A 26,705-nucleotide genomic window follows, 5' to 3' on the forward strand; every position below is an offset into this window, starting at 1 on the left:
CATCAGCCGCACCCTTGCTTTACCTCTAAATTGTGTGTAATATAAGAAGTGAATTAATTTTAAAAGTTGTGAGTAGAAAGAATCTATAAACAAGAATCGAAGCAAGTAACCATAACATTAAATAAAACAAATATTCCATGCGGGTTAGGATAAATGAAAAGCGGGGCGAGGGTAGGATAGAGCCAGGAAGCATTTTTCATTTTGCCCTTTTGTTTTGTTACTTTTATTTTGGGCATGCAAAATAAAAGTAAAAGCTGGTAAGTGATGGACATACAAATGATTTAAACTTAAAACTAAGTATATACCAGCCTTTCCTAGAGATATGGTAATCAGTAGGCTTTCCAACCCATCAACATCGTTGCATTAGATTACTTTGTTAATGCCTGGAAAATGCTTTCCAGGTTTTTTTCCTCCTGTTTGATACCTATAAGCGTCCAGCTGTTTTCTGCGGCTAAGCGGAATATATCCGGACGAATGTCAATAGAGCCATCCGTATCTATTTCATATTTTCCTGTTCCTTTTTCGCGAAGATTTTGTACCCCAGGCAAGGCAGCCAGCTTGTCTGTTTGAATCTGGTGGTTAAATTCCAGAAAAATAGTCTGGGTGCTACGCTGAAACTGATACAATTCCTGCACCGGACTGTCGGCTACAATTTTGCCCAGGTTAATAATAATTACCCTATCACAGATGGCTTCTACTTCCTGCATAATGTGAGTAGAGAATATTACTGTTTTTTGCCGGCCGGTTTCCTTAATTACCTGCCGTATTTCCACAATCTGGTTGGGATCGAGTCCGGTGGTGGGTTCATCGAGAATGAGTACCTGCGGATCATGAATGAGCGACTGCGCCAGTCCTACCCGTTGCCGGTAACCTTTGGATAGCGAACCTATCTTTTTTCCTTGTTCCCTTCCTAAGCCACATAAATCTATCATCTCCTTTACCCGGTTTGGCAGCGTTTTTCTATTGAGTTTATGCAAGGAGCCAATGAAGTGTAAATATTCATGCACATACATATCCAGATACAGTGGATTATGCTCCGGCAGATAGCCAATATTCCGCCGTACGTCCATTGGTGAGTTTACTACGTCGTATCCGCATACCTGTACCTGTCCATTGGTAGGAGGAAGGTAACAGGTAATAATCTTCATGGTCGTGGATTTTCCGGCACCATTCGGACCCAGAAAACCTACCACCTGGCCAGGATGGGCTTGAAAAGAAATGCCATCTACCGCTTTTTGAGCGCCATACATTTTAGTAAGTGCTGTGATTACTACCGACATAAATAAATGTCCCTTTTACTGCTGGGCTACGTTTTTGTATGGAAAAATTAAGTCTGCAATATAAAACTGCTTTGCAATTGTTACCTACTATAACTAAACAAATAAAAAATATACTTTACGTATTTTCAATTTATTCACTAACAGTTCTTTAATGGAATATTTATAAAACCTACAAGTAAAATTTGCTAGTTCTTCGTAGCTTTGCGGCTCAATTCAAAAACTTACAATGCAAAGTATCAGAAATATTGCCATCATAGCACACGTAGATCATGGTAAAACAACCTTAGTAGACAAAATTATTCATGCTTCTAAAATTTTCCGTGAAAACCAGGAATTCGGAGAACTGATTCTGGATAACAACGACCTGGAACGGGAAAGAGGTATTACCATTGTGGCCAAAAACGTTTCCGTCCGGTATAAAGATGTGAAAATAAATATTATCGACACCCCAGGCCACGCAGATTTTGGCGGTGAGGTAGAACGTGTGTTGAAAATGGCCGATGGCGTATTATTGTTGGTAGATGCGTTTGAAGGCCCTATGCCTCAAACCCGCTTTGTATTGAGTAAAGCCATTAATCTGGGTCTGAAACCTATTGTTGTAATTAATAAAGTAGATAAAGAAAACTGCCGTCCGGATGAGGTACATGAAGCGGTGTTCGATTTGATGTTCAACCTGGAGGCTACGGAAGAACAACTCGATTTTGTCACTGTTTATGGTTCTTCCAAACAAGGATGGATGAGCACTGACTGGCGCAAACGTACCGATAATATTATTCCGCTGCTGGATGCTATTGTAGACAATATTCCACCGGCACCTATGTATGAAGGTACGCCACAGTTACAGATCACTTCTCTGGATTATTCTTCGTTCGTAGGCCGTATTGCCATTGGCCGGGTTTTCCGGGGTACTTTAAAGGAGAATGCGCCCATGTCATTGATGAAAACGGATGGCGTGATTAAAAAAGTAAGAATTAAGGAGTTGCATGTGTTTGAAGGATTGGGGAGATTAAAAGTTCCTGAAGTAAAAGCCGGCGACATTTGTGCGGTAGTGGGCCTGGAAGATTTTGAGATTGGCGATACCCTGGCCGATGCAGAGAATCCGGAACCTTTGCCACGTATTTCGATTGATGAGCCTACCATGAATATGCTCTTCACGATCAATACCTCTCCGTTTTTTGGTAAAGAAGGTAAATATGTAACCTCCCGCCATTTGAGAGACCGCCTGTTTAAAGAAGTGGAAAAAAACCTGGCTATGCGGGTGGAAGCTACCGATACAGAAGATAAATTTTTAGTCTACGGACGAGGCATTCTGCATTTGTCTATTCTGATTGAAACCATGCGCCGGGAAGGATATGAATTGCAGGTAGGTCAGCCACAGGTAATTTTTAAAGAAATAGATGGCGTACGCCACGAACCAGTGGAAACGCTGGTGGTAGATGTACCGCAGGAATCTTCTGGAAAGGTGATCGAACTGGTTACGCAACGTAAAGGTGAATTGCTTGTGATGGAACCTAAGGGTGACTTACAGCACCTGGAGTTTATCATTCCCGCACGTGGTATTATTGGATTGCGGAACAACGTTTTAACGGCTACTGCCGGAGAAGCGATTATGAACCATAGATTTAAGTCCTATGAACCCTATAAAGGAAATATTCCGGGACGTATCAATGGGTCTTTAATTTCTATGGAAACCGGAGCAGGCACACCTTATGCCATTGATAAATTGCAGGACCGTGGCTTCTTCTTCGTAGACCCGGGTGAGGAAGTATATATGGGCCAAGTGATTGGCGAACACAACCGCCAGAATGACATTGTAGTGAATATTCAGAAAGGCAAACAGTTGACCAACATGCGGGCTTCCGGTTCGGATACCAACGTGCGGATTGCACCTAAAATCCAGTTCTCTCTGGAAGAAGCCATGGAGTATATCCAGAAAGATGAATACCTGGAAATCACGCCTAAATCGATCCGGATGCGTAAAATCTATTTAGATGAAAATGAACGTAAACGTATGGAGAATAAAGCAGGCTGATTGGTGTAAAAATACATTGCCAGATTCCATTAGTATAAATAAAAAGAGCGTGAACTGATAACCAGGTCACGCTCTTTTTATTTATAGCTTCATTAATTCAATTTATCTGAAATAGCAATATTACTGACCGCCATTTCCTTGCTGTAAGCCAGGTTCAGCACCCTGCTTGTCGCCAAACATTTTTTCGCGAATAGCAGCAGCACGTGTAGCAGCATCCGGATCAGCCTCGTATTGATTAGCTGCCTGCTTGGGAGGCCCGCCAATATTGCCATATACATATTCGCTCCCTGCGTTTGGATCTTCCTGTTCAATACTATTGGCATCTAAGTGACAAGCGGATGTAACCATCACCAAACCTATGAATAAGGCTGTTTGAATATGCTTTTTAAGTGTATTTATTCTTTCTGAAATCATAACAAAAGATTTAGTATTCTCCGCACAAAAATAGGGTTGTTTTGTAAACAACATAACAGTAGTCAATAAAATTTGTTTAATATGTATGTTTTTCTTGAAAGCAACTTAGAAAAACCTTACGTGGGGTCTATCTAAAATCCAATATTGATGTATTGTGACTCAGTTGGAATTAGTACATTTACCGCTTTAATCCCTTCCTATGTGGACCAGATTCGCCCATATAATTCTTAAATACAGATTTCCGCTTATTGTTAGTATTGGTTTGCTCACCATTGTGATGGGCTTTATCGGAAGAAAAGCAGAACTCAGCTATGATTTTCACTCCGTTGTTCCGGCCGACGACCCAGATTATATCTATTTTCAGGATTTCAAACGGCTTTTTGGGGAAGATAGCAATATAATGGCCATCGGCATGAAAGACAGCAGTGTATATACGCTGGAGAATTTTAAAGAACTGAAATCCCTCTCGGATACCATTGCCAGAATGGAGGGAATTATAACCGTACTATCACTTCCCAGATTACAATATTTGGTAAAAGATACAGCTTCCAAAAAACTGGTTCCTAAAGCATTATTCGGCCAGTTTCCACAAAGTCAGCCACAGTTGGATAGTTTACTTAGGGTTGCTAATAGTTTACAGTTTTATAAAGGTCAGGTAATCAACCAGCAAAATGGCGCCACTATTCTGCTGGTTGCCATAGAAAAGGGCATGCTCAATTCCCAGAAGCGCCTGGCTCTGGTACAAAATATTCAGGAACTGGGGGATGCGTTTAAAGATAAAACCAATATCAGCCTGCATTATGCCGGGGTTCCGTATGTGCGCTCCATTATGTCTACGAAGGTAAAGGCAGAGTTGTCGATGTTTCTGGTGCTGTCTGTTGTGGCTACTGGTATTATCCTATTTATCTTTTTCCGGTCTTTTTCTGCCGTTATTTTTCCTCTGATCGTAATAGGTGTGGTCGTAATATGGGTGCTTGGTACGCTGGTTTTATTTGGATTTAAAGTAACGCTACTCACGGGCTTATTGCCGCCGATTATTGTGGTAATTGGTATTCCAAACTGCATCTACTTGCTTACCAAATACCACCAGGAGATTAAAACACATGGCAATAAGATTAAAGCCTTAAGCCGGATTGTGCGTAAAATTGGTATTGTTACCTTAATGACCAATGCTACTACGGCTGTTGGTTTTATTGTACTGGGTTTTGCCAACGTAGCCATCTTGCGGGAATTTGGTATTGTAGCCGGGCTGAATATATTTAATACATTCGTTATAAGCCTGATTCTGATCCCAGCCGTATTTTCCTACCTTCCTTCACCTACGGCCCGGGAAATTAAACACCTGGATGCCAAAGGACTCACTTCGATCATTGATTTTTACAATCATATTGTACACAACCGCCGCCCAGTTATCTACACCATTACCACTATTATTGTAATCATTTCTTTAATTGGTGTTTTCAAGATAAAGGCGCTGGCATATATGGTAGACGATCTGCCGGAAAGCAGTGATGTAAAAAAAGACCTTGCTTTTTTTGAGAGCAACTTTAAAGGTGTAATGCCGCTGGAAATTGTAGTAGATACAGGCAAGAAAAAAGGCATTCTCCGTTTAGAGAATCTTCGTAAAATAGAGGAACTGGAAGATACTCTCAGCAAGATCACAGCGCTTTCCAAACCAGTATCGGTGATCAGTTTTGTAAAAGCTTCCTTACAGGCGTTTTATAATGGCAATCCGGATTTTTACCGCTTGCCTACTAACCAGGAAAAGAACTTCCTCATCCGTTACCTGAGCAGCCAGCAAGACCAGTCTGGCTTGCTCAAATCCTTTGTAGATTCAACCGGGCAGAAGGTGAGAATATCCGTAAAAGTGGCGGATATGGGTTCTATTGAAATGAGTAAACTGGTGCAGCAAGAAATCAATCCGGCGATCACAAAAGTATTGGCAGGAACAGATTTAAAAGCCGAAGCCACCGGAACTACCTTACTCTTCATCAAAGGGAATCAATATTTGATTAACAACCTGCAATCCAGTTTAGCGCTGGCTTTCGTGCTGATTGCCTTAATCATGGCTTTATTATTCCGTTCCATTCGGATGATCATTATTTCACTGATTCCTAATATTATACCACTGCTTATTACAGGCGGTTTGATGGGGTATTTTGGTATTCCGCTCAAACCCAGTACGGCGCTTATTTTCAGTATTGCCTTTGGTATTTCTGTAGACGATACCATCCATTATTTAGCCAGATACCGGCAGGAACTGCCTCTTAATAAATTTAATGTGTCCAAAGCAGTAAGTATCAGCTTAATTGAAACTGGTGCCAGCATGATGTATACATCTATTATCCTGTTTTTTGGTTTCATCATCTTTGCTTTTTCAGATTTCGGAGGAACTGTTGCCCTGGGCATGCTTACATCTACTACCTTATTGTGTGCCATGTTTACCAATCTAATTATTCTGCCTTCCTTATTAATGTCTTTCGATACCGGAAAAATTAAGAAAGGAGAACAGGGTTTGATCAGGGAATACAATGAATTTTACCTAGAGGAAGAAGATGAAGAAATTGATATAAAACTTCTGGAAGTAAGAAGATAAGTAAATTTCAGAAATAACCCCTAAAGATAAAGCCTGTTAATGAACTAGTTATCAATAAGTTCACTAACAGGCATTTTTGTGTAAAAAGATGAAACATTTACAGAAAAACAAGGTATAAATCTTACGTAGTGGTTTTATAAAATATACAATACCAGCCACCAGAATGCTGCAGGTATTGTATTCATATAATTAATTTGGGAATTATGGAACGTATCACTTTTAATTTAGTCAAACTGGGAATTATCGTACTTGCGGCATTTTTTTCTTTCTAAGCCTTGGTTTCTATACCTGTAGCTGTTGAATAATTTGCTGTCTGATTATCCTTCTCTCCACTCATTTTTACGCATTAATACTGGCTAAAGGATGTAGTGATTTGGTTACTACCATTATACCCCTCTTACACATCAACCTTACACAATATTTTCCTAACTTGCACCTTCAATAAATCTGTATGTAAGGTGAAGTACAAGGAATATAAAAATCTGGATTATGCCAAAGTAGGCGAATCTGTTTTATCCTACTGGAAAGAAAATAAGATATTTGAACAATCGGTCAGTTCCCGGGAAGGAAAACCCAGTTTTACTTTCTATGAAGGACCTCCTTCTGCCAATGGAACGCCTGGTATTCACCATGTAATGGCTCGTACGATTAAAGATATTTTCTGCCGCTATAAGACATTACAGGGTTTTCAGGTAAAGCGCAAAGGTGGCTGGGATACTCATGGCTTACCGATAGAGTTGCAGGTGGAAAAAGAACTGGGTATTACCAAAGATGACATCGGCAAAACCATTTCCATCGAAGCCTACAATCAGAAATGCCGGGAAGCCGTAATGAAATATACCGGCCAGTGGAACGACCTGACTGAAAAAATGGGCTACTGGGTTGACCTGGAACATCCCTATATTACCTATCATACTGAATATATCGAATCTACATGGTTTCTGCTGAAAAAGCTGTATGACAAAGGATTGCTGTACAAAGGCTATACGATTCAGCCTTATTCCCCTTCTGATGGGACAGGGCTGAGTTCTCATGAATTGAATCAGCCAGGTTGCTATAAAGAAGTGAAGGATACTTCCATAGTCGCTCAGTTTAAAGTAATTAAAGATCCAAAATCAGATTTTCTTTTCTCTCAACAATCTACAGGCGATGTCTTCATTCTTGCCTGGACTACCACTCCCTGGACCTTGCCTTCTAATACTGCTCTGGCAATTGGAGAGAAAATAAGCTATGTGCAGGTAAATACGTTCAATCCGTATACTTATAAACCAGTGAGTGTGGTACTGGCAAAAGAGCTGGTAGGAAAGTATTTTTCAGAAAAGAATAAAGACCTGAAACTGGATGATTACAAACCCGGCGACAAAGCCATTCCATTCCAGGTGGTACAGGAATTTACCGGTAAACAATTAATGGGCATCCGCTATGAACAATTGATGCCTTATCTGCAACCCTTCTATAATGCAGATAAAGCATTTCAGGTGATTGCCGGAGATTTTGTTACCACAGAAGATGGAACTGGTGTGGTACATACTTCTCCTACCTTTGGTGCCGACGACTTCCGGGTAGCCAAACAACATGGCATTCCGGCACTCACGATAAAAGATGAGGCTGGAAATGAATTGCCTACAGTGGATAAGAAAGGAAAATTTATAAATGAAGTAGGTGTAGAACTTCAGAAGGGTGTTGAAAAATATAAGATCAGAACCCATAAAACCCTTGGGGCTGATGACTTTTATGTGAAGAATTATACCAATGAAGATGAAAGCCATGCCGATTATAAAAATACGGATGTGATCATTTCCATTATTCTGAAAGAAGAGAATAAAGCGTTCAAGGTAGAGAAATACGAGCATACCTATCCGCACTCATGGCGGACGGATAAACCGGTTTTATATTATCCGCTGGATGCATGGTTCATCAGAACTACCGCTGTAAAAGACCGCCTGGTTGAACTCAACAAAACCATTAATTGGAAACCGGAATCTACTGGTTCTGGCCGTTTTGGCAACTGGCTCGAAAACCTGGTAGACTGGAATTTGTCCCGTTCAAGGTATTGGGGAACACCACTCCCTATCTGGCGTACCGAAGATGGCGCAGAAGAAGTATGTATTGGCTCGGTAAAAGAATTGATCGATCAGGTTACAACTGGTTTAAATGACAGCAGAAGTGTGCTTTCAGCTGAACAGAGAGCGAAAAATAATGCCTTTATTCATGCTTTTTCTAATTCAAAAATAGACCTCCACCGGCCATATGTGGATGAAATAACACTGGTTTCGGCCAAAGGTAAACCCATGTTCCGTGAACCGGATCTGATAGATGTATGGTTTGATTCTGGAGCGATGCCCTATGCCCAGTGGCATTACCCCTTCGAGAATCAGGATGTATTTACCAAAAGTTTTCCGGCCGATTTTATCTCGGAAGGTGTAGACCAGACCAGAGGCTGGTTCTTTACGCTGCATGCCATAGCCGGAATGCTATTCGATAGTGTGGCCTTTAAAAATGTAGTTTCTACTGGCCTGGTGCTGGATAAAAATGGCAATAAAATGTCGAAAAGGGTGGGCAATGTGGTCAATCCATTCGATACGCTGAACACCTATGGTCCGGATGCGACCAGGTGGTATATGGTAGTGAATGCGCCGCCGTGGGATAATCTGAAATTCAACCTGGAAGGCGTTACAGAAGTTCAGCGGAGGTTTTTTGGCACCCTGCATAATACCTATTCTTTCTTTGCTTTATATGCAAACCTGGATAATTTCAGTTATACAGAGAAAAACGTTCCATTAGAAAAACGCACCGAAAGTGACCGCTGGATCATTTCTAAACTCAATAGCCTGGTGCAGAAAACGGCCGAAGCCTACGATGAATACGAACCGACCAGAGCTGCCAGAGCCATTCAGGATTTTGTAACGGATGATCTGAGTAACTGGTATGTACGGTTGAACCGCAAGCGTTTCTGGAAAGGGGAATATAATGAGGATAAAATAGCAGCGTACCAAACGTTATATACCTGTCTGGAGACCATTGCGAAACTCATGTCGCCAATTGCACCTTTTTATGCCGAGCAGTTGTTCCTGGATTTAAATAAAGTGAGCAAACGGGAAAAAGTATCTTCGGTACATGTGAGTGAGTTTCCGAAAGTAGATACGGCTGCCATTGATGTGAACCTGGAAGAAAAAATGACTTTGGCGCAGAATATTTCTTCTTTAGTACATTCGCTGCGGAAAAAACATACAATTAAGGTCCGCCAGCCACTTTCCAGAATTCTGATTCCGGTATTGCAGCCAAAAGTGAAAGCCCAGATTCAGGATGTAGAAGATTTAATTTTATCGGAAGTAAATATCAAACAGGTAGAATACATCGATGATACTTCTGGTATACTGGTGAAAAAAATCAAGCCGAACTTCAAAAAACTGGGCAAAGAATACGGTCCCAGAATGAAAGAAATTGCCGGATTGATTCAGAAATTTGGCCAGGAGGAAATTAAAGTACTCGAGCGGGAAAAAACTTTGCCGGTTTCCCTCAATGGTCAGACAGTAAACCTGACTTTAGAAGATGTAGAAATTTCTTCGGAAGATATTCCAGGCTGGATCGTAGCCAGTGAAAACGGACTGACGGTAGCACTCGATATTACCATTACAGATGCCCTCCGCAAAGAAGGTATTTCGCGGGATATAGTGAACCGGGTGCAAAACCTGCGGAAAGATATGGGTCTGGAAGTGCAGGATAAGATCAAGATTGATGTGCAACTATCTACAACTTTGGTGAATGCTGCCCTGGAAGCCAATAAAGAATACATTTGTGCGGAAACACAGGCATTAGAACTAAACTTAGTGGAAAAAGTAGAAGATGCCAGTGCGGTGGAGATGGATGAATTCATGCTCAACCTGAAGATAACCGTGGTGAATTAATAGTTGGCTTTTCATAGATTTAAGTATATCTTTTAAAATTCCTGCCTTTCTGTGATGCGGAAAGGCAGGTTTATTACTACCTACACCTGTTTTTGAAACTATGCATATATTCCGCTTATTTATTTTTACAATGCCCATCCTCCTGGCATCCTGTACAAACCAGTCCAAGCAGGACACACAAACCCAGCAAACCTCCCGGCCTATGGACAGTATCGCAACAGACTATGTAAAACTGGTATTACAGCTTGGTAATTACGATGCAGATTATGTAGATGCCTACTATGGTCCTGAAGAGTGGCGGCCTGCTCCACTGGATAGCACAAAGAAGCAATTTCCGGCAGATACCTTTCGTACTCAGATTTCCGGTCTGATGAGCCAGTTAGCAGAGATAGAGTCAACACAGTTAGCCGAGGCTGATAAAGGCCGTTATACTTCCCTGCAAAAACAACTGATAGCCGTACAAGCTGAGATTGATAAGCTTTCTGGTAAAACCCTTACTTTCGATCAGGAGGCCAAGGCTTTCTATGATGCTACCCCGCCAACTTATACAGAAGCTCATTTTCAAGGATTGATTGCAGAACTTGATAAGGCTTTGCCCGGAAAAGGAGATATTACTACCAGGCTGAATAAGTTTAAAGAATCGTTTATTATTCCTAAAGAAAAGCTCGATACGGTATTTAAAGCAGCCATTGCTGAAGCCCGTAAACGCACCCTTCAGCATATTAAATTGCCTGCCAATGAGAATTTTACGGTAGAATATGTAACCAATAAATCCTGGTCTGGATATAACTGGTACAAAGGAAACAGCTACAGCCTGATTCAAGTCAATACCGATCTGCCCATTTACATCGACCGGGCCATAGATCTGGCTTGCCATGAAGGATATCCCGGCCATCATGTGTACAATGCGTTAATGGAAAAACATCTGGTGAGAGATAAGGGCTGGGTAGAGTTTTCAGTATATCCCTTATTCAGTCCGCAATCGTTAATTGCCGAAGGAAGTGCTAACTATGGGATTGACGTAGCTTTTCCCGGAAATGAACGTATAGCCTTTGAAAAAAATGTTTTATTTCCGCTCGCCGGTTTAGATCCAGCAAAAGTTGAGTCGTATTACCAGATTCAGGACTTAACCAAAGGCCTGAGTTATGCCGGAAATGAAGCGGCCAGACAATATCTGGATGGGAAAATAAATAAAGAAGCGGCTGTCAACTGGATGGTAAAATATGCTTTAATGGCTCCCGAACGGGCTACACAGCGTATTGGGTTTATAGAAAAATACAGAAGTTATGTAATTAACTATAACCTCGGACAAGATATGGTAGCCAGTTTTATTGAGAAGAAAGGTGGCACCACGGCAAATCCACAGAAACGCTGGACCTTATTTGAAGAATTGCTTTCCCAGCCACATGTACCCTCACAATTGCAATAAGGGGGTAATATTTAATTGCCATTCTTGTTGGGGAGAGTTAATTCACTTGAATTACAGACGGAAAGAATATATCTAAACGAATATCGTTACCTTTGTGTCAGCATGAACAGCCCGGCATTGATACTAATTTTACTCACAATAGCTTTAGCACCCGGGCTTGCTATTGCCATGTTTATCTATGAACGGGATAAACTCGACAAAGAACCCTTTCATCTGCTGATTAAAACCTTCTTCCTGGGTATTCTGAGTATCTTTCCGGCTATCTTAATAGAATTTGGTGTACAGCAACTGGGAATTGTGCCCGCCAGGGATAATGTTACCTTCACCGGAATTTATGCGATTATCGTGGGCTTCGTAGAGGAAGCCTGTAAATATGCAATACTCATATGGTTTGCGTATCCCCGTAAAGAATTTGACGAACCTTTTGATGGGATTACCTATGCAGTAATGATTGCGATGGGTTTTGCCACTTTTGAAAATATATCGTATGTAGTTGACCAGGGCGTGCGTAAAGGATTTATGGAAGGAATGAATATTGGCCTCTGGCGGATGATTTCAGCGGTTCCGGCACACGGATCTTTTGCGATCCTGATGGGGTATTATGTGGGAATGGCTAAATTCAAACACCAGGGCAAAGGATCACCTTTAAAACTCGCCGGCCTTTTTACAGCCGTTGGTTTTCATGCCGCTTACGACTTCTGCCTGCTCATGGCTAATTACCGGCTTATGTTTATAGGCGCATTTTTGTCTTTGTTCATAGGAATTGGCTTGTCTTTAAGAGCCATTCAACTGCATAACCGCAATTCTCCGTTTATGGATGATACGAAAAAAAGTGCAAAGAAAACCTCCAGGAAAAAAGAAGAGCAGGAAGAACAAGAAACTGAAGAAGTCGAATAAGCCACGCAATTTTGAATAGCTACCCATTTATCTGATGCTGAAGAAAATCATTTTGAAGATTTACCTGGTTTGGTCTGTTTTCAATTTCAGCATCATCATGACACTTTCTTTACCGCTGATTGTGTTGCCGATTGTATTGCTGGGTGAAAAAAAAGGTGGTCCTATTGCCTATTTTTTTCTTAAATGCTGGGGATTTTTGTTTGGTGTATGTAGTGGCATCCGGTTTAAAACACTCAACCGGTCTGATATACCTCCTAACCAGGCTTTTGTATACGTGTGCAACCACAATTCCTATTTGGATTCCCCGGCATTTGTACTCGCCATTCCCGGCCAGTTCAGGCCATTGGGTAAAGTGGAGATGAAGAAAATACCCATTTTCGGCTGGATTTATCCATATGTGGTAATTATGGTAGACCGCAACAGCCTGGAAAGCAAAAGGCGAAGTATGCGCCAGCTGAAGGAAAAGCTAGCAGAAGGTATTTCAGTCTTTATTTTCCCGGAAGGAAAAATGAATCAGTCGCCGGATACGTTGTTGTCTTTTCAGGATGGTGCTTTCCGGATTGCCATTGAAACGCAAACTCCTATTATGCCGATGGTGATTTTAAATTCCCGCAAACTTATGCCCAGATATGAATTTCAGCCGCATCCAGGTACGATCTATACCAAATTTCTAACTCCCGTAGAAACGAATGGGCTCAAATTAGCCGACCTTCCACAACTTAAAGAACAAGTGAAAATAATGATGAAGGAGGCGATTGAACAAGCTGAACTATGAGGCTAAGTTCTTATTGTTTCTTAAGATGAGATTACAAACTGCATAAGAGAAGCCGTATTTCCTTTTAAAATACGGCTTCTCTTATATAAGTATAGTGTTATATTAATTTCTCCTGGCTCTTCCGCCCCTTTCAGTAGAAGAGTTTTGTTGCCTGGAAGAGCTTCCGGAAGATTCCTGTTGCCTCTGAACCCTGGGCTGCCGATCTACCTTGGCTTGCGATGGTGAATAATTATTATTACTACGTTGCTGCTGGCTATTTCTTGCCGGCTGGCGATTAGTGGTGGAAGGCGTAGATTGTATTTCCCTGGATGAAGTCTGATTACGGGAAATACGATCCTGGCTTATAGCATTATCTTCTCTCCGGCTCATGCCAGCTCTGTTAGACGATGGATTACGTTCAATAGTAGAAGGCTGGTTTCTCTCATAGCTAGGCGAATGATATTCTGTCTGAGTATTTCTTTCTGTCCGTGGACTACTCTCATTTCTAGTCGTTCGTGGATTCACATAATCCGAACGGCCGGTAGAGGGTGAAGGCTGCGAAGACCTTGGAGAACGAGGCGAAACTTCCGGACGATACATGGCTACAGAATTTCTTTCCATCACTGCCCTTCCTGGCTGGTACATATGGCCAAGCGTATAAGTAGGCACACTTCTGCGGGTTGCCCTTTCTATATCGTGGCGATACGGACCACATACATAGTCACGGTTATTATGGCGGTATGTATTATGGATATAAACCGTATTGGTATATATGTGCACAACCCGTGGCCGGGGAACACAGTATCTGTAAATATGCGGATAAACAATATATCTCCGGGGAACAAAGACCCAGTAATTTACCGGAATGTCAATGTTAACGTTAATATTTATGCCAGGCCCTAAAGGTGCCCATCCATAATAATCTCCTCCGGAACGCCAGGCTACCCAGGCGGGTCCCCATTCATTACCCGGAATCCAGCACCAGCCATCATAGTTATCATAAAACCAGCGGCCATAATGAAAGGGTGCCCATCCCCATACATAGTCTGAAACCCAGGTATTCCCATATTCAGTCATTAGCCAACGACCATTGGTGGCATACGGCTGAAACCCGGGTTCTACGTTAGGTATCCACACAGAGCCGTGCTGCGGATTCACTATCCACTGTCCATAGGGTGTCAGTTCATCATAAAAAGTCTGAAATGAAATATTGGCTCCTGCCTGGGCACTTGCTTTCTGAGGGCTAGTACTACTAAATGCTAGTAAAACGAACAGGCAGCATATTGCGGATTTGGTAATTATTTTCATAAGCTTTGGTATTTAATAGGTACCTTTTGTAAGCCTGCCTTTTTCAAGCCAGCTTACATAATAATAGAGTAAATATCTTGCCGAAAATTAAACGCTATCGATAAATAGGCAAATTTTATGGACAGAATCATGATAAATTTAGATAGGAGTTAGATTTGTATGCACCTGTTTTTGAAAAATTGGTTTGTAAGAGGAGCCATTTTAAATATAAAACGGGCGTATATCAATTTTTGATATACGCCCGTTTTGGCATTTTATTAAACTATGTTTTAATATACTAATCTACATTATCGTGCAGATAGCGGTTGTTTCCCAGAATCTGGTCATCATCGCTGAGGTTAAACCGGGAGATATTTTTCTCTGAAGAATGAGGAACATCTTGTAGCCGTACATTTTTCCGTTTGTAGGCAGGTACTTCCAGTTTTTCCTTAAATTCCTCCTGGGTGATATCTGTACTGATGCGCCTTAAACGTTCTTTTCTTTCCCGCAACCGGCGTTCCTGCACATCCAGTTCAGCTGCAAAATCATCTTCCATCATAGAAAAATGCTCTTTTTCGGCCGGAGCTTCTATCACTTTAAAGTCATTTTCCAGATCGAAAGTAACTTTGGGCTCTTGTTTGGTAATATTATGAAAATTTACAGGTATCTCAACAGGTTTACCAGAATTGTTAAAAGCAGGTTTAGTCACCGGCGTGATTTCACGTCCGGAATCCAGGTCGGTGATGCGTTTTTTTTCTTCAGTCACAATCATGCCTGCTTCACCCAAAAAACTTTCATCAAATCCGGTTGCAATTACTGTTACACGAATACTTCCGCCTAATGAAGAATCCACACCATGGCCAAATATCACATCATCGGCTTCTTTGCCAGCTTTTTCCTGGATAAACTCAGTGATTTCAGAAAGTTCGTCCATTTGCAATTCGGCCTGTTCACCGGAAACAATGGAAAGTAGGATTTTTTGTGCCCCATGAATGTTGCGGTTGTTCAACAGGGGTGAACATAAAGCCTCTTCTGCAGCCCTTCTGGCCCGGTTTTCCCCTTCTGTTTTTGAAGAACCCATTACAGCTGCTCCGGAATCTTTCATTACCGTTTTTACATCTTCAAAGTCGACGTTCACATAACCGGGAACCGTAATAATCTCAGCAATACCTTTGGCAGCAGTAGTTAACACATTATCTGCTTGCCCGAAAGCCTGACTAATGGAAAGGTTTCCGTAAATCTCACGTAACTTATCATTGAGAATAACCAGTACTGTATCGCAATTCTGGCGTAATTCTTCAATCCCTCTGTACGCTTGTTCTTTTTTCTTTTTGCCTTCAAAACCAAAAGGTGCCGTTACTATACCTACTGTCAGAATACCTAGTTCTTTGGCAATTCCGGCTATTACAGGGGCTGCTCCGGTTCCGGTACCACCTCCCATACCAGCCGTGATGAAAACCATTTTTGTATTCTGGCTTAATAATTCTCTGATCTCCTCTTTGCTTTCTATGGCAGCATTACGTCCTTTCTCAGGATTTGCTCCGGCACCTAACCCTTCCGTAAGGCTTACTCCTATCTGCAAACGGTTAGGAACAGGACTATTTTTCAGAGCTTGAACATCTGTATTACACACAACAAATTCTACATCTTTGATGCCTTTGTTGTACATGTGGTTTACAGCATTACTTCCGCCCCCACCTACACCAATTACCTTAATAATGGATTTGTGATGCTCAGGAATATCAAATTTGAATGTGTTTTCAGCCATAACTTATGGGGTTATGAGTAGTAGGTTAATAAGGTTATAATTTCGTATTTGTAGATTAAAAATTAGAAGATTAGAAAATTAGAACATTAAAAATAAACATTACTAAGATAATCTTTCAAAGCTCAAATTTTCAATCCGTAATTTTTTTAGTAATCGTTTTTGTCTTCAAAATCGTCGATCATAAAACTTTTCGTCTTATCCAGAATCCGTCTGAAAAAGTCGCCTCCTTGTGGCTTACGTGCCTCCTTGGCAGGAGTAGAAGAAGCTTGTGTCTGCGGCTGCGTAGTTTTAGTGGCCTGCACCTGCATGTAGCGGTTTTCCCGTTCGTCGATAGACTGGAAACCTGCCAGCACTAAACCAACCGGTGTCGCATACATCGGATTTTTAATCACTTCTACCTTGCTTTTTCCTAAATATTCATTCGGATAACCGATTCTGGCATCCAGGCCAGTTACGAGTTCGAACAATTCTTTGGCATCCTGCAATTGCGCACCTCCTCCGGTAATAACTACACCACCTGCCAGGCGGTTTTCATAGCCGGAACGGATAATTTCGGCATGCACCATTTCTATGATCTCTTCCATGCGGGCTTCAATAATATGCGCCAGATTTTTCACAGAAATTTCTTTAGGCATACGGTTGCGAAGGCCAGGGATAGATACTACTTCGTTCCAGCTGGCATCTTCCGCAATGGCTTTACCAAATTTCACTTTCAGCGATTCCGCCTGATTTGGCATGACCATGCAGCCTTCTTTAATGTCTGAAGTAATAATCGTTCCTCCAAAAGGAATGACTGCCGTATGACGGATAATATTATCATAGAAAATAGCAATATCAGTAGTGCCGCCGCCAATATCAATAAGAGCTACCCCAGCTTCTTTCTCTTCTTTGGTGAGCACAGCCATACTGGATGCAATCGGTTCCAGAATCAGGTTTTCTATTTCCAGATTAGCTCTGCGCACACATTTGTTAATGTTGTGAATAGCAGTAGTCTGTGCAGTAATAATATGGAAATCGGCTTCCAGCTTGATACCAGACATCCCTACCGGATCTTTAATGCCTCCTTCATAATCCACCGTATAATTCTGCGGCAATACATGAATAATCTCGCTTCCGGGAGGAATTACGGTGCGGTACATATCATTGGTCAGGCGGTTGATGTCTTCCACACTGATTTCAGTATCCGATGAGGTACGGGTGATACTGCCCCGTTGCTTGAGGCTTTTAATATGCTGACCGGCAATGCCTACATTTACCACCCGGATGTTGATACCAGATTGTTGTTCAGCTTCTGCAATCGCTTGCATAATGGCCTCAACCGTTTTGTCAATGTTGGTGACAAGTCCACGGGTTACGCCTTCGGAGACGGCTTTACCCATACCTAAAATTTCGAGTTTGCCGTAATCATTTTTACGGCCTACAATAGCACAAATCTTGGTGCTGCCAATATCGAGACCTACTACTATTTTGTCTTTTTGCATAAATAATTATTCACAAATGATTTGATCCTGATAAGCAAGGCTCACCCTGCTGTATCTGTTCCAACCTTTTACAGGAATTATCTGCTTGTAAAAGATTTTCAGTTTGTCGAACTTCCGTTCAATATCTGTAGCCTCTCCGAACTCGATCACTTGCCTTCCCACCTGCGGATACATAAGTACAGTTCCGTCTGCGTTTACATATAACTGTGCAATCTGCGCTTTCCAGAACTTATGCCGGTCAATAAACTGCAACAATTCAAAAAAGCCTTCTCCTTCCTTTTCCTCTGCACGTATGTTTTCTTTTTCTAGTAAATTTTCAATATTGGCCCCTTCTATCAATACTACCCTGGCCGTGAACCGTTCCGATAATGGCAGGATATTTCCCTGATCGCTGATGTAAGCATCAGGTGCCTGCCTATGTACAATCCGGGCGATTGGCCTGGATTGTGTTATCTCTACTGCCAGCACTCCTTCCAGATCATGCGAAACCTGACAGCTTCGTATAAATTTATTCGTTTTTATCCGGTTTTCAAGGTTTTTTAAGTCAATATTTTTATAGGGCACTCCTACCAGATTTTCACTTCCGCCATTAGAAACCAGGTTCAGAATGTCGGCATTATTGATGAAATAGGTATCGAGTGTATCCTCAATGGCAATATTAACTTTTGTACAAACCTGAGATGCCTGTTTTTTTTCTACAAAACTGATCAAGGCAAAGAATATCACAAATGTAAGAAAAACCTTAACTTTTCTTTTTAATCTATGCCTGAAAAAGTTCCCAACCCTTTTGAACATGGCAATCTTTACTGATTCACAGATAGTTTATTATTGAAATATTCCTTGATCGGAATGATAAGCTGGTCAATATCACCAGCTCCTATGGTTACTAACACCTCAATAGACATTTTATTTAGTTCATCCAGCAAATTATTTTTTCCGCATAGCATTTTTTCGCTGGAAGTAATCTTCTCCAGCAGCATTTGCGAGCTTACGCCAGGTATGGGTAACTCTCTCGCCGGATAAATATCCAGTAAGATTACCTGGTCAGCTAAACTCAAACTGGAAGCGAATCCTTCAGCAAAATCTCTGGTACGCGAATACAAGTGAGGCTGGAATACCGCTGTAATTTTCTTTGCCGGGTATAGTGCCCTGACAGATCGTAAAAGTGCCTCAATTTCAGCGGGGTGATGGGCGTAATCGTCAATGTAAACAAGGTAAGGATTTTTTACAATATATTCAAATCTTCTTTTTACGCCTTTATACGTTTCTATTGCTTGTTTGGCCTGCTCTGGTGTTACGCCTGCTTGTATGCTGGCAGCCATAGCTACTAATGCATTTTCCACATTGTGAAAACCAGGTACCTGCAAATGAATATCTTTCAAGCTTATATCTGCACTAGTAACATCGAATACAAAACTGCCATCTGCTATGTGTACATTTTCTGCCCGGAAGTAAGCAGGTTGGGTTCTGGAAAAATCAAAAACCTGTACAGACTTATCTTTTGGTGCTTGCAAGGGTAAACCTTGTTTGATAAATAAGCTTCCTGCAGGTTTGATCTGGTTGATAAATTCCTGGTAAGAACTCACTACCGAATCTGCATTGCCATAAATATCCAGATGATCGGCATCCACAGAATTCACAACTGCAATATCCGGAAATAAAGTCAGGAACGAACGGTCGTATTCATCTGCTTCCACCACAACGACAGGTGCATCGGCACTGGCCGGATCGTTTATCAGTAAATTTGTATTGTAATTAGCTGTAATTCCCCCCAGAAAAGCGGCACAGTTTTTACCGGAAGCTTTCAGAATATGTGCCACCATGGAAGAAGTAGTGGTTTTGCCATGCGTACCGGCTACGGCCACTGTAAACATATTCTTTGTGAGCCAGCCCAGTACCTGTGAGCGTTTTTTAAGCTCGTATCCATTTTCCTGAAAGAAAGTATATCCCTTGTGGTTCTTCGGAATAGCTGGTGTATAAATAATTAAATTTTCTTCTGACTTTTTCAGAAAAACTGGTGGAATTAACCCAATTTCGTCCTCGAAATGTACCCCAATTCCTTCTTGCTGTAATTGATTAGTGAGCGTAGTAGGTGTACGGTCGTAGCCAGCAACAAAACAGCCATTGGCATGAAACCAGCGGGCAAGGGCACTCATTCCAATGCCGCCTATGCCGAGAAAATATACGCTGGAAACGTTTGCTACATTCAATGGTGTAAAGTCTGTTTTTATCCTGTATGCAAATTTGAAAAAAATTTGGTTTATATTTTTATATCAGCCACTTTTTATTACCATTTAATTTCTATTGCTACTCACATTTCATTTTCTATTGATTTATTTTATTCTTCTTTTATCGTTTTACTTGTTTTTTACTTAATGAGTTTCAAAATTTCCTGAGCAATTTGTTTAGCAGCATCTGGTTTGCCTAATTTTCTGATGTTTATAGCTAATTCGCGCTTTTTAGATTCATCGCCTAATAAAGAAAGCGTAGCAGGAATGAGTTTCTCCATCGCTTCTGCATCTTTTACCATCAAGGCAGCCTGATTGTTTACCAGCGCCATGGCATTTTTAGTCTGATGGTCTTCGGAAACATTGGGAGAAGGCACGAGTACAGCCGGTTTTGCTGCCAGACACAATTCAGAAATAGATAAGGCACCTGCTCTGGAAATCACCACATCTGCCGCACCATAGGCTAAATCCATAGGGGCAATAAAATCATGTACCTGAATATTGGAAGTAGAATAGGAAGCCGTGGCTTGTTTGCAGCTTTCAAAATAGAATTTACCGGTTTGCCAGATTACCTGAACGTTGGCTTGTGAAAGTGTTTGCAGGGAAGCTTTTAATGTTTCATTAATGGTACGGGCACCCAGGCTTCCACCAATGACGAGAATTGTTGGCTTATTTTCGGCTAGTTTGAAATGCTGTAGGGCTTTACTGCGATTTAGATTAGTATCCAGAATATCTTTCCGTACGGGATTACCGGTTACAATAATTTTGTCTGATGGAAAAAACGTTGACATATCCGGATAGGCCACACAGATTTTCTTCGCATTTTTGGCCAGCCACTTATTGGTTAGTCCGGCATACGAATTTTGTTCCTGAATTAAGGTAGGAATACCGGCAGAGGCCGCTGCATATAACAAGGGGCCACTGGCATAACCTCCTACACCTACGGCCACATCTGGTTTAAACTCCTTTAGAATACTTTTTGCCTTCCATATACTGTTAATCACTTTAAAAGGAAAGAGCAAATTAGCGGCTGTGAGTTTGCGCTGAAGTCCGGCAATGGGCAAACCTATGATTTTGTAGCCGGCTTGCGGTACTTTTTGCATTTCCATTTTGCCTATTGCGCCAACAAACAATAATTCAACTGAGTTGCTGGTTTCTTTTAAGGCATTAGCGATAGCAATAGCCGGATAAATATGTCCTCCGGTGCCGCCACCGCTGATGATGATTCTTACTGGTTTGTTAGTTGCCATAGTCGTATCAGGAACCTGCGTGAACAGGTAATAAGGGTTAGCAAAATTTTTTGCTAATATACGGTTTCAATAAAGTTATGATTATTTTATGTTGACGCAGGAGTTTAAAAAATAAAAAGTAGCTTAAAAAATACTCCTTCTATCCAGTGCATGAACTGATGTAAGAAATGTTGTATGGAACAATGATTTATAGGATGAGCAGTCTGGAAATAGGATTTTTTGATAGATAAGATTATTAGGATTAAATAAAATCCTGCTAATCCTGAAATCCAGTGAATCGTGGTTCCAGACTATAATTCCTTCAATTCCTGGAATCCTATAAATCTTAACTGAGCCAGTTATTTAATCACTTCTTCTTTGATTTCTCCCCGGCTTACACTCAGAATAATTCCGATGGAAATCCCGGTAAATAGCAGTGAGGTTCCGCCCATACTCAATAGAGGCAAGGGCAGACCAGTAATAGGTAATAATCCTACTGCCACACCCATATTCACCATCGCCTGAATCACCAGACTGAAACTGAGGCCGGCGGAGAGAAGGCCGCCGAAAGCCCGGTCACTTCGGGAAACAGCCAGCATTCCCCGGTAGAGTAAAGCCAGGTAGAGAAAAATTGTAAAAATGCCGCCGATCATGCCATATTCCTCGATAATGATGGCGTAAATAAAATCAGAATAGGGATGAGGTAGAAAATTACGCTGATCACTTTTGCCGATGCCCTTTCCAAATATACCGCCAGTAGCAATGGCTACATATGACATTTGCGCCTGAAAAGGAGCTTCATGGGAGTAAACTAGGGTATTTCCGTAATTCTTTAAACGGCTGTATACAGTGCCTAAGCGTTGTCCCAATGCTAAAGCTAATGTACCAGCTATCAGGCCAACAATTACCAGGTTGAATAAATATTTTACAGGTACTCTTCCCACAAACATCAAGAGCATACAGGTAGCGAATAGCAGGAAAGAAGTGGAAAAGTTGGAAAGTGCAATTAATCCACAAATCACACCACACCAGATCATAATCGGTACAAACGACATCTTGAAGTCTTCTATTTTTTGCTGACGTTTGGCCAGCATACTGGCCAGGTTGGCAATAAGAGCTAGTTTTGCCAGATCTGATGGCTGAAAGGATTGGCCGATAAACGGAATGGTGATCCACCTGGAAGCTTCATTGATATTAGAACCGAAAAAGAAGGAAAATACCAGTAGCGGTACCGAAAACCATAAAGCCACCCTGGAAAGCCTGGAATAATAGCGGTAATCAATTTTATGCGCCAGCCACATGAGCACAAGTCCCAGAATTACCAGCGATGAATGTTTGATCAGGTAATGCTCGGTATTGCCCTGCATTTTTTTGTAGGCCAGTGTGCCAGTTGCACTATACACCACCAGCACACTCATAATGGACAAAGCCAGTACAATGCACCAGATGACAGGGTCACCTTTCAGGTTCTTCTGCAACCAAATTCTAAAATCATTTACCATTCGTAATTTCTATTATTAAGAGTATGGAGTAAAAGTAGATTTTTAATCCTGCAACTTTAAATTTTTCAAATCACTCACCGCTTGTTTAAACTGAGTGCCCCGGTCTTCGTAATTCTTAAAGAGGTCAAAACTGGCACAGGCTGGTGAAAGAAGTACTACTTCTCCAGGTTTAGCCAATTGTAAGCCCATTTGCACGGCTTCCCGAATATAAGCAGTTTCCTGAATGATGGGAACTTTACCTCTAAAAAATGCCAGCAATTTACTATTATCTTTTCCCAGACATACCAGTGCTTTTACCTTTTGGTTGACCAGTTCCTCAATCTGGGTATAATCATTTCCTTTATCAATACCACCTGCAATCAGCACCACCGGCTGTTTCATGCTTTCGAGGGCATAAAAAACCGAATCTACATTGGTGGCTTTGGAATCATTAATGAAGGTTACCCCATTAATTTCTCCTGCTTTTTCCAGGCGATGCGGTGCATTCTGAAACGTTTTCAGTCCGGCTTTAATTGCAACTTCCTCAATATCCAGAATACGGCAGGTAAGAATAGCTGCCATGCTGTTAATGGCATTGTGTTTTCCCTGCACAGGTAATTCATCCAGTGCAATCCGGATGGGCGAGCCGGTACGGATAACTAAAGTATCATTCGAAAGATACGCTCCGGTTTGTACTTCACTTTCCAGGGAAACAGGCAAAAGCATTGCCGGGATATTTCGGACAGCTAATTCCTTCTCAATGGGTGGATTTTCTTTGTAGTAGATGAAATAATCTTCTTTGGCTAATTTCCGGGCAATACGAAACTTAGAATCAATGTATTTCTGAAAAGTATATTCATAGCGGTCCAAATGGTCGGGGGTGATATTGAGCAGAATAGCGATATGCGGATGAAACTCATAGGAATTATCCAGCTGGAAACTGCTGATCTCAAGTACATAATAATCAAATGTATCGGCAATTACCTGTTTGGCAAAACTCTCTCCAATATTTCCAGCTAGTCCAACTTTTAGCCCGGCAGATTTCAGTAAGTGATAAGTGAGTAAAGTCGTAGTGGTTTTGCCATTACTTCCGGTGATAGCAATCAGTTTAGCTTTGGTATACCTGGAAGCAAATTCAATTTCCGAAATAATGGTTATCCCTTTCTGTACCAGTGCTTGTATCAACGGTGCTTTATCCGGAATGCCGGGACTTTTTATCACTTCATCTGCTTCTAACACAAGGCTTTCTGTATGTTGACCCTCTTCATACGGGATTGCATTTTCTACCAGTATCTGTTTGTATTTATCAGATAAGCTGCCTTTGTCTGACAGAAAAACTTCCATTCCTTTGTGTTTTGCCAGTAACGCAGCACCTACGCCACTTTCGCCGCCACCCAGAATTACTACTTTCATAATTAGATTAATTTTGGCCAAATTACTTCAAATATAGATTAAATTGCAACAGATTGCAGATAATCCCTGGTATGAATCAATATTTAAATACAAGAGAGCGTGAACTGGTGAAAGCCGCTGTTCAATTCAAGAAAAGAGCACAAAATTTAATTAAATCCGGAAAACTGGCTGCCGAGCATGGCGTAGTAGCCGAAACCTGTGACCGTTTGCTGGAACAAGTATATTCCCATGCCGAAAACCGGTTATTTGCTTTGCAGCAGCATGAAAACCTGAAAAAATCGGTACAGGATAATGCACAATGCCCCAGATGCAAGAGTAAAGAATACCTGAAATTAAGAGGAGTAGATGTGAGTGAAAAAGGCTGGAAAATGAATAAATACTTTTGCCGGCGTTGTCATATTGAGTTTGTCTGGAACCGGCCGAACAATCCCTGGGATATGCTCAAATTTATGGAAGATTTTATTCAACAGCTGGAGCTTTCTATGCAAAACCCTGCGATAGATGAAGAAACCAAAGGGCAAACCAGGCAGGTAAAAGAACATATGGAACAAAATCTGGCGAAACTGATTCCGGTTATCGAAAATGCAGATAAAAATCTGCAGGATGTAAAGGAAAAAGATGAACAAATGGCGCAAATGCTGCATGAATTCAAAAATTACCTGCTGATTGAAAAGATCAAACTGGATACCTGGGAAAATCAGCAACATTGAGATTATTTTTCATAAAATAGCGGACAACATATTTTGAATATAAATTGCACGCATGAATCGAAACAAATTTCTGCTGAGCTGCGACTGGGGAACTTCCGCATTCAGGTTAAGATATGTAGAAACAGATACTGGGATAGTAAAAGCAGAACTTACTTCCCAACAAGGCATTGCTATTATGTTTACTGCGTATCAGAAAGCAATTTCAGATAAAGCCTTAATCGCTGAAAAGCGGATGGATTTTTATTTGTCATATTTGCTTTCGCAGATCGAAATATTATCCAGGAAAGTAGGACAATCTTTAAGCGAAGTACCAGTAATTATTTCCGGAATGGCTTCTTCTACCATCGGGATGAAAGAGCTTTCTTATACTGGTTTGCCTTTCTCTCTGGAAGGTACAGATACAGGTATTTTTCAGCAGCCTTCCGGCGAAAGTTTTCCACATGAGTTGCTACTAATTTCCGGTGTAAAAAGCGATGATGATGTGATGCGGGGAGAAGAAACCCAGTTGATGGGTCTGTCTGCTAGCGTTAACTTACAAAATGGGGTATGCATTTTTCCTGGTACGCATTCCAAGCATATGTATGTGCATGGAAAACAAATGACTGGCTTTAAAACCTTTATGACCGGAGAACTATTCCAAACCATTGCTTCGCATACTATTCTCCGGAACTCTATAGAAAAGCCGGAAACAGACAATTTTGAAGCCCATGCACCTGTTTTTGAAGCCGGTGTATTAACGGCTGCAAATGGGAGTAATCTCTTGCATACCCTGTTCACTGTCCGTACCGGAGAATTATTTAAAAAATATTCCCGCTCAGAAAACTATTATTACCTGAGCGGCTTGCTGATTGGTCAGGAATTAGCCGGGCTACAGCTTGGTAAAGATTTAGTGCTTACGCTTTGTTGTAGTTCGCATTTACTGCCGTATTATACAAAAGCCATTGAAAGCCTGGGATATACTTCACAAAGCCAGATTATTTCCGGAACGATTATCGATACGATTGTAACCGCCGGGCACTTGCGTATTAGCAAACAGCTAACTCTTATACCAAGAACTAACAATATTTAGTCCAATGAAATAGAGTGACGGTGAATGGGTACAAATAACCAAAAACAAACAACCAATAACTATTAACGATATGCCTTTTTCCTGGGAATTATTTCACCAAAAACCCATTATCGGTATTCTCCGCAGTATTCCGGGAGACATTATCCAACAGATTATTCCGCTATATATACAAGCCGGTTTTACAACCATTGAAATTACCATGAATACAGCCGGCGCTGAACAACTTATTCAGGAAACAGCAGAGGCGTATGGTACAACCCTGAATGTGGGAGCAGGTACGGTGTGCAACGAAAAAGACCTTGCAAACGCTTTGCACGCTGGTGCCAGTTTTATTGTTACACCTATTTTAAATGAATCTGTAATACGGACCTGTGTAGAAAACCGCATTCCCATATTTCCTGGTGCATATACACCCACCGAAATCTATACTGCCTGGAACCTGGGTGCATCCATGGTGAAAGTATTTCCTGCCAACCGCCTGGGACCTGAATATATTCAGGAAGTAAAAGCGCCTTTATCGCAAATAAAACTGGTGCCAACCGGAGGTGTTACAGTCAATAACTTTACTGATTTTTTTAAAGCTGGTGCAGATGGTGTAGGGATGGGAAGTCAGCTATTTAATAAAACACTGCTTGCCAGCCGTGACTGGGATGGATTACTCACGCATTTTAAATCAGTACATCTGGCTTATGAACAACTTCAAAACAAACAAAGCTGATTCTTGTGAAA

The 26,705-nt window shown here is 41.3% G+C and carries 19 protein-coding genes; 9 read left to right on the top strand and 10 right to left on the bottom strand.

Features of this window, described 5'->3' with window-relative positions:
• Positions 1–368 precede the first annotated feature (368 nt).
• Complete coding sequence (gldA, locus tag GXP67_RS23130) at positions 369–1,280, bottom strand: gliding motility-associated ABC transporter ATP-binding subunit GldA (RefSeq protein WP_162445306.1); 912 nt, start codon at positions 1,278–1,280, stop codon at positions 369–371.
• Between the two features lie 226 nt (positions 1,281–1,506).
• Between gldA and typA the strand changes: the two genes are divergently transcribed.
• Positions 1,507–3,312, top strand: coding sequence for a translational GTPase TypA (gene typA, locus GXP67_RS23135; protein ID WP_162445307.1), 1,806 nt, complete (start codon positions 1,507–1,509; stop codon positions 3,310–3,312).
• Positions 3,313–3,432: 120 nt separating this feature from the next.
• Here the strand turns inward: typA and GXP67_RS23140 are convergent, their stop codons facing one another.
• Positions 3,433–3,726: a hypothetical protein gene (locus tag GXP67_RS23140; protein WP_162445308.1), complete on the bottom strand. Its 294-nt coding sequence runs from the start codon at positions 3,724–3,726 to the stop codon at positions 3,433–3,435.
• Between the two features lie 199 nt (positions 3,727–3,925).
• Between GXP67_RS23140 and GXP67_RS23145 the strand changes: the two genes are divergently transcribed.
• The 5 genes from GXP67_RS23145 to GXP67_RS23165 all read left to right on the top strand — a co-directional run bounded on the left by GXP67_RS23145 (position 3,926) and on the right by GXP67_RS23165 (position 13,331).
• Positions 3,926–6,322, top strand: coding sequence for an efflux RND transporter permease subunit (locus tag GXP67_RS23145; RefSeq protein WP_162445309.1), 2,397 nt, complete (start codon positions 3,926–3,928; stop codon positions 6,320–6,322).
• Positions 6,323–6,780: 458 nt separating this feature from the next.
• Entirely contained in the window at positions 6,781–10,230 is a 3,450-nt protein-coding gene (gene ileS, locus GXP67_RS23150) for an isoleucine--tRNA ligase (RefSeq protein ID WP_162445310.1), read from the top strand.
• A 130-nt stretch (positions 10,231–10,360) separates the two neighbouring features.
• Complete coding sequence (locus GXP67_RS23155; RefSeq protein WP_232064545.1) at positions 10,361–11,659, top strand: hypothetical protein; 1,299 nt, start codon at positions 10,361–10,363, stop codon at positions 11,657–11,659.
• Positions 11,660–11,761: 102 nt separating this feature from the next.
• On the top strand, positions 11,762–12,556 hold the full coding sequence (locus tag GXP67_RS23160) for a PrsW family intramembrane metalloprotease (RefSeq protein ID WP_162445311.1): 795 nt from the start codon (positions 11,762–11,764) through the stop codon (positions 12,554–12,556).
• Between the two features lie 34 nt (positions 12,557–12,590).
• Positions 12,591–13,331, top strand: a complete 741-nt coding sequence (locus GXP67_RS23165) for a lysophospholipid acyltransferase family protein (RefSeq protein ID WP_162445312.1) — start codon at positions 12,591–12,593, stop codon at positions 13,329–13,331.
• A gap of 102 nt (positions 13,332–13,433) precedes the next feature.
• On the opposite strand, the gene GXP67_RS23170 is transcribed toward GXP67_RS23165, so the two are convergent.
• The 8 genes from GXP67_RS23170 to murD form a co-directional block, all read right to left on the bottom strand.
• Entirely contained in the window at positions 13,434–14,618 is a 1,185-nt protein-coding gene (locus GXP67_RS23170; protein ID WP_162445313.1) for a DUF6600 domain-containing protein, read from the bottom strand.
• A gap of 277 nt (positions 14,619–14,895) precedes the next feature.
• The gene (ftsZ, locus tag GXP67_RS23175) at positions 14,896–16,365 is read right to left on the bottom strand and encodes a cell division protein FtsZ (RefSeq protein ID WP_162445314.1); all 1,470 of its coding nucleotides are present in this window, start codon (positions 16,363–16,365) and stop codon (positions 14,896–14,898) included.
• Between the two features lie 146 nt (positions 16,366–16,511).
• Positions 16,512–17,846: a cell division protein FtsA gene (ftsA, locus tag GXP67_RS23180; RefSeq protein WP_162445315.1), complete on the bottom strand. Its 1,335-nt coding sequence runs from the start codon at positions 17,844–17,846 to the stop codon at positions 16,512–16,514.
• Between the two features lie 6 nt (positions 17,847–17,852).
• Positions 17,853–18,572: a cell division protein FtsQ/DivIB gene (locus tag GXP67_RS23185; protein WP_162445316.1), complete on the bottom strand. Its 720-nt coding sequence runs from the start codon at positions 18,570–18,572 to the stop codon at positions 17,853–17,855.
• 77 nt (positions 18,573–18,649) lie between these two features.
• Entirely contained in the window at positions 18,650–20,056 is a 1,407-nt protein-coding gene (gene murC, locus GXP67_RS23190; RefSeq protein ID WP_162445317.1) for a UDP-N-acetylmuramate--L-alanine ligase, read from the bottom strand.
• 158 nt (positions 20,057–20,214) lie between these two features.
• Complete coding sequence (gene murG / locus GXP67_RS23195) at positions 20,215–21,324, bottom strand: undecaprenyldiphospho-muramoylpentapeptide beta-N-acetylglucosaminyltransferase (protein WP_162445318.1); 1,110 nt, start codon at positions 21,322–21,324, stop codon at positions 20,215–20,217.
• A gap of 338 nt (positions 21,325–21,662) precedes the next feature.
• Positions 21,663–22,805 carry an FtsW/RodA/SpoVE family cell cycle protein gene (locus tag GXP67_RS23200; RefSeq protein WP_162445319.1) on the bottom strand — a complete coding sequence of 381 codons (1,143 nt, stop codon included), beginning with the start codon at positions 22,803–22,805 and terminating at the stop codon, positions 21,663–21,665.
• A gap of 42 nt (positions 22,806–22,847) precedes the next feature.
• Entirely contained in the window at positions 22,848–24,197 is a 1,350-nt protein-coding gene (murD, locus tag GXP67_RS23205; protein ID WP_162445320.1) for a UDP-N-acetylmuramoyl-L-alanine--D-glutamate ligase, read from the bottom strand.
• A 71-nt stretch (positions 24,198–24,268) separates the two neighbouring features.
• Here murD and GXP67_RS23210 point away from each other — a divergent pair, with 71 nt between their 5' ends.
• The 3 genes from GXP67_RS23210 (at position 24,269) to GXP67_RS23220 (ending at position 26,694) form a co-directional block, all read left to right on the top strand.
• A complete protein-coding gene (locus GXP67_RS23210) occupies positions 24,269–24,907 on the top strand; it encodes a hypothetical protein (RefSeq protein WP_162445321.1) in 639 nt (212 codons plus the stop codon).
• A gap of 52 nt (positions 24,908–24,959) precedes the next feature.
• The gene (locus GXP67_RS23215) at positions 24,960–25,976 is read left to right on the top strand and encodes a 2-dehydro-3-deoxygalactonokinase (protein ID WP_162445322.1); all 1,017 of its coding nucleotides are present in this window, start codon (positions 24,960–24,962) and stop codon (positions 25,974–25,976) included.
• Between the two features lie 70 nt (positions 25,977–26,046).
• Complete coding sequence (locus GXP67_RS23220) at positions 26,047–26,694, top strand: bifunctional 4-hydroxy-2-oxoglutarate aldolase/2-dehydro-3-deoxy-phosphogluconate aldolase (protein WP_317170069.1); 648 nt, start codon at positions 26,047–26,049, stop codon at positions 26,692–26,694.
• Positions 26,695–26,705 lie beyond the last annotated feature (11 nt).

It is taken from the genome of Rhodocytophaga rosea, assembly GCF_010119975.1.
In the GTDB taxonomy this organism is placed as follows: domain Bacteria; phylum Bacteroidota; class Bacteroidia; order Cytophagales; family 172606-1; genus Rhodocytophaga; species Rhodocytophaga rosea.

Coding starts and splice junctions, on each gene's coding strand:
- gldA (WP_162445306.1), bottom strand. CDS start 1,280: ATGTCGGTAGTAATCACAGCACTTACTAAAATGTATGGCGCTCAAAAA.
- typA (WP_162445307.1), top strand. CDS start 1,507: ATGCAAAGTATCAGAAATATTGCCATCATAGCACACGTAGATCATGGT.
- GXP67_RS23140 (WP_162445308.1), bottom strand. CDS start 3,726: ATGATTTCAGAAAGAATAAATACACTTAAAAAGCATATTCAAACAGCC.
- GXP67_RS23145 (WP_162445309.1), top strand. CDS start 3,926: ATGTGGACCAGATTCGCCCATATAATTCTTAAATACAGATTTCCGCTT.
- GXP67_RS23155 (WP_232064545.1), top strand. CDS start 10,361: ATGCCCATCCTCCTGGCATCCTGTACAAACCAGTCCAAGCAGGACACA.
- GXP67_RS23160 (WP_162445311.1), top strand. CDS start 11,762: ATGAACAGCCCGGCATTGATACTAATTTTACTCACAATAGCTTTAGCA.
- GXP67_RS23165 (WP_162445312.1), top strand. CDS start 12,591: ATGCTGAAGAAAATCATTTTGAAGATTTACCTGGTTTGGTCTGTTTTC.
- GXP67_RS23170 (WP_162445313.1), bottom strand. CDS start 14,618: ATGAAAATAATTACCAAATCCGCAATATGCTGCCTGTTCGTTTTACTA.
- ftsZ (WP_162445314.1), bottom strand. CDS start 16,365: ATGGCTGAAAACACATTCAAATTTGATATTCCTGAGCATCACAAATCC.
- ftsA (WP_162445315.1), bottom strand. CDS start 17,846: ATGCAAAAAGACAAAATAGTAGTAGGTCTCGATATTGGCAGCACCAAG.
- murG (WP_162445318.1), bottom strand. CDS start 21,324: ATGGCAACTAACAAACCAGTAAGAATCATCATCAGCGGTGGCGGCACC.
- GXP67_RS23200 (WP_162445319.1), bottom strand. CDS start 22,805: ATGGTAAATGATTTTAGAATTTGGTTGCAGAAGAACCTGAAAGGTGAC.
- murD (WP_162445320.1), bottom strand. CDS start 24,197: ATGAAAGTAGTAATTCTGGGTGGCGGCGAAAGTGGCGTAGGTGCTGCG.
- GXP67_RS23210 (WP_162445321.1), top strand. CDS start 24,269: ATGAATCAATATTTAAATACAAGAGAGCGTGAACTGGTGAAAGCCGCT.
- GXP67_RS23215 (WP_162445322.1), top strand. CDS start 24,960: ATGAATCGAAACAAATTTCTGCTGAGCTGCGACTGGGGAACTTCCGCA.
- GXP67_RS23220 (WP_317170069.1), top strand. CDS start 26,047: ATGCCTTTTTCCTGGGAATTATTTCACCAAAAACCCATTATCGGTATT.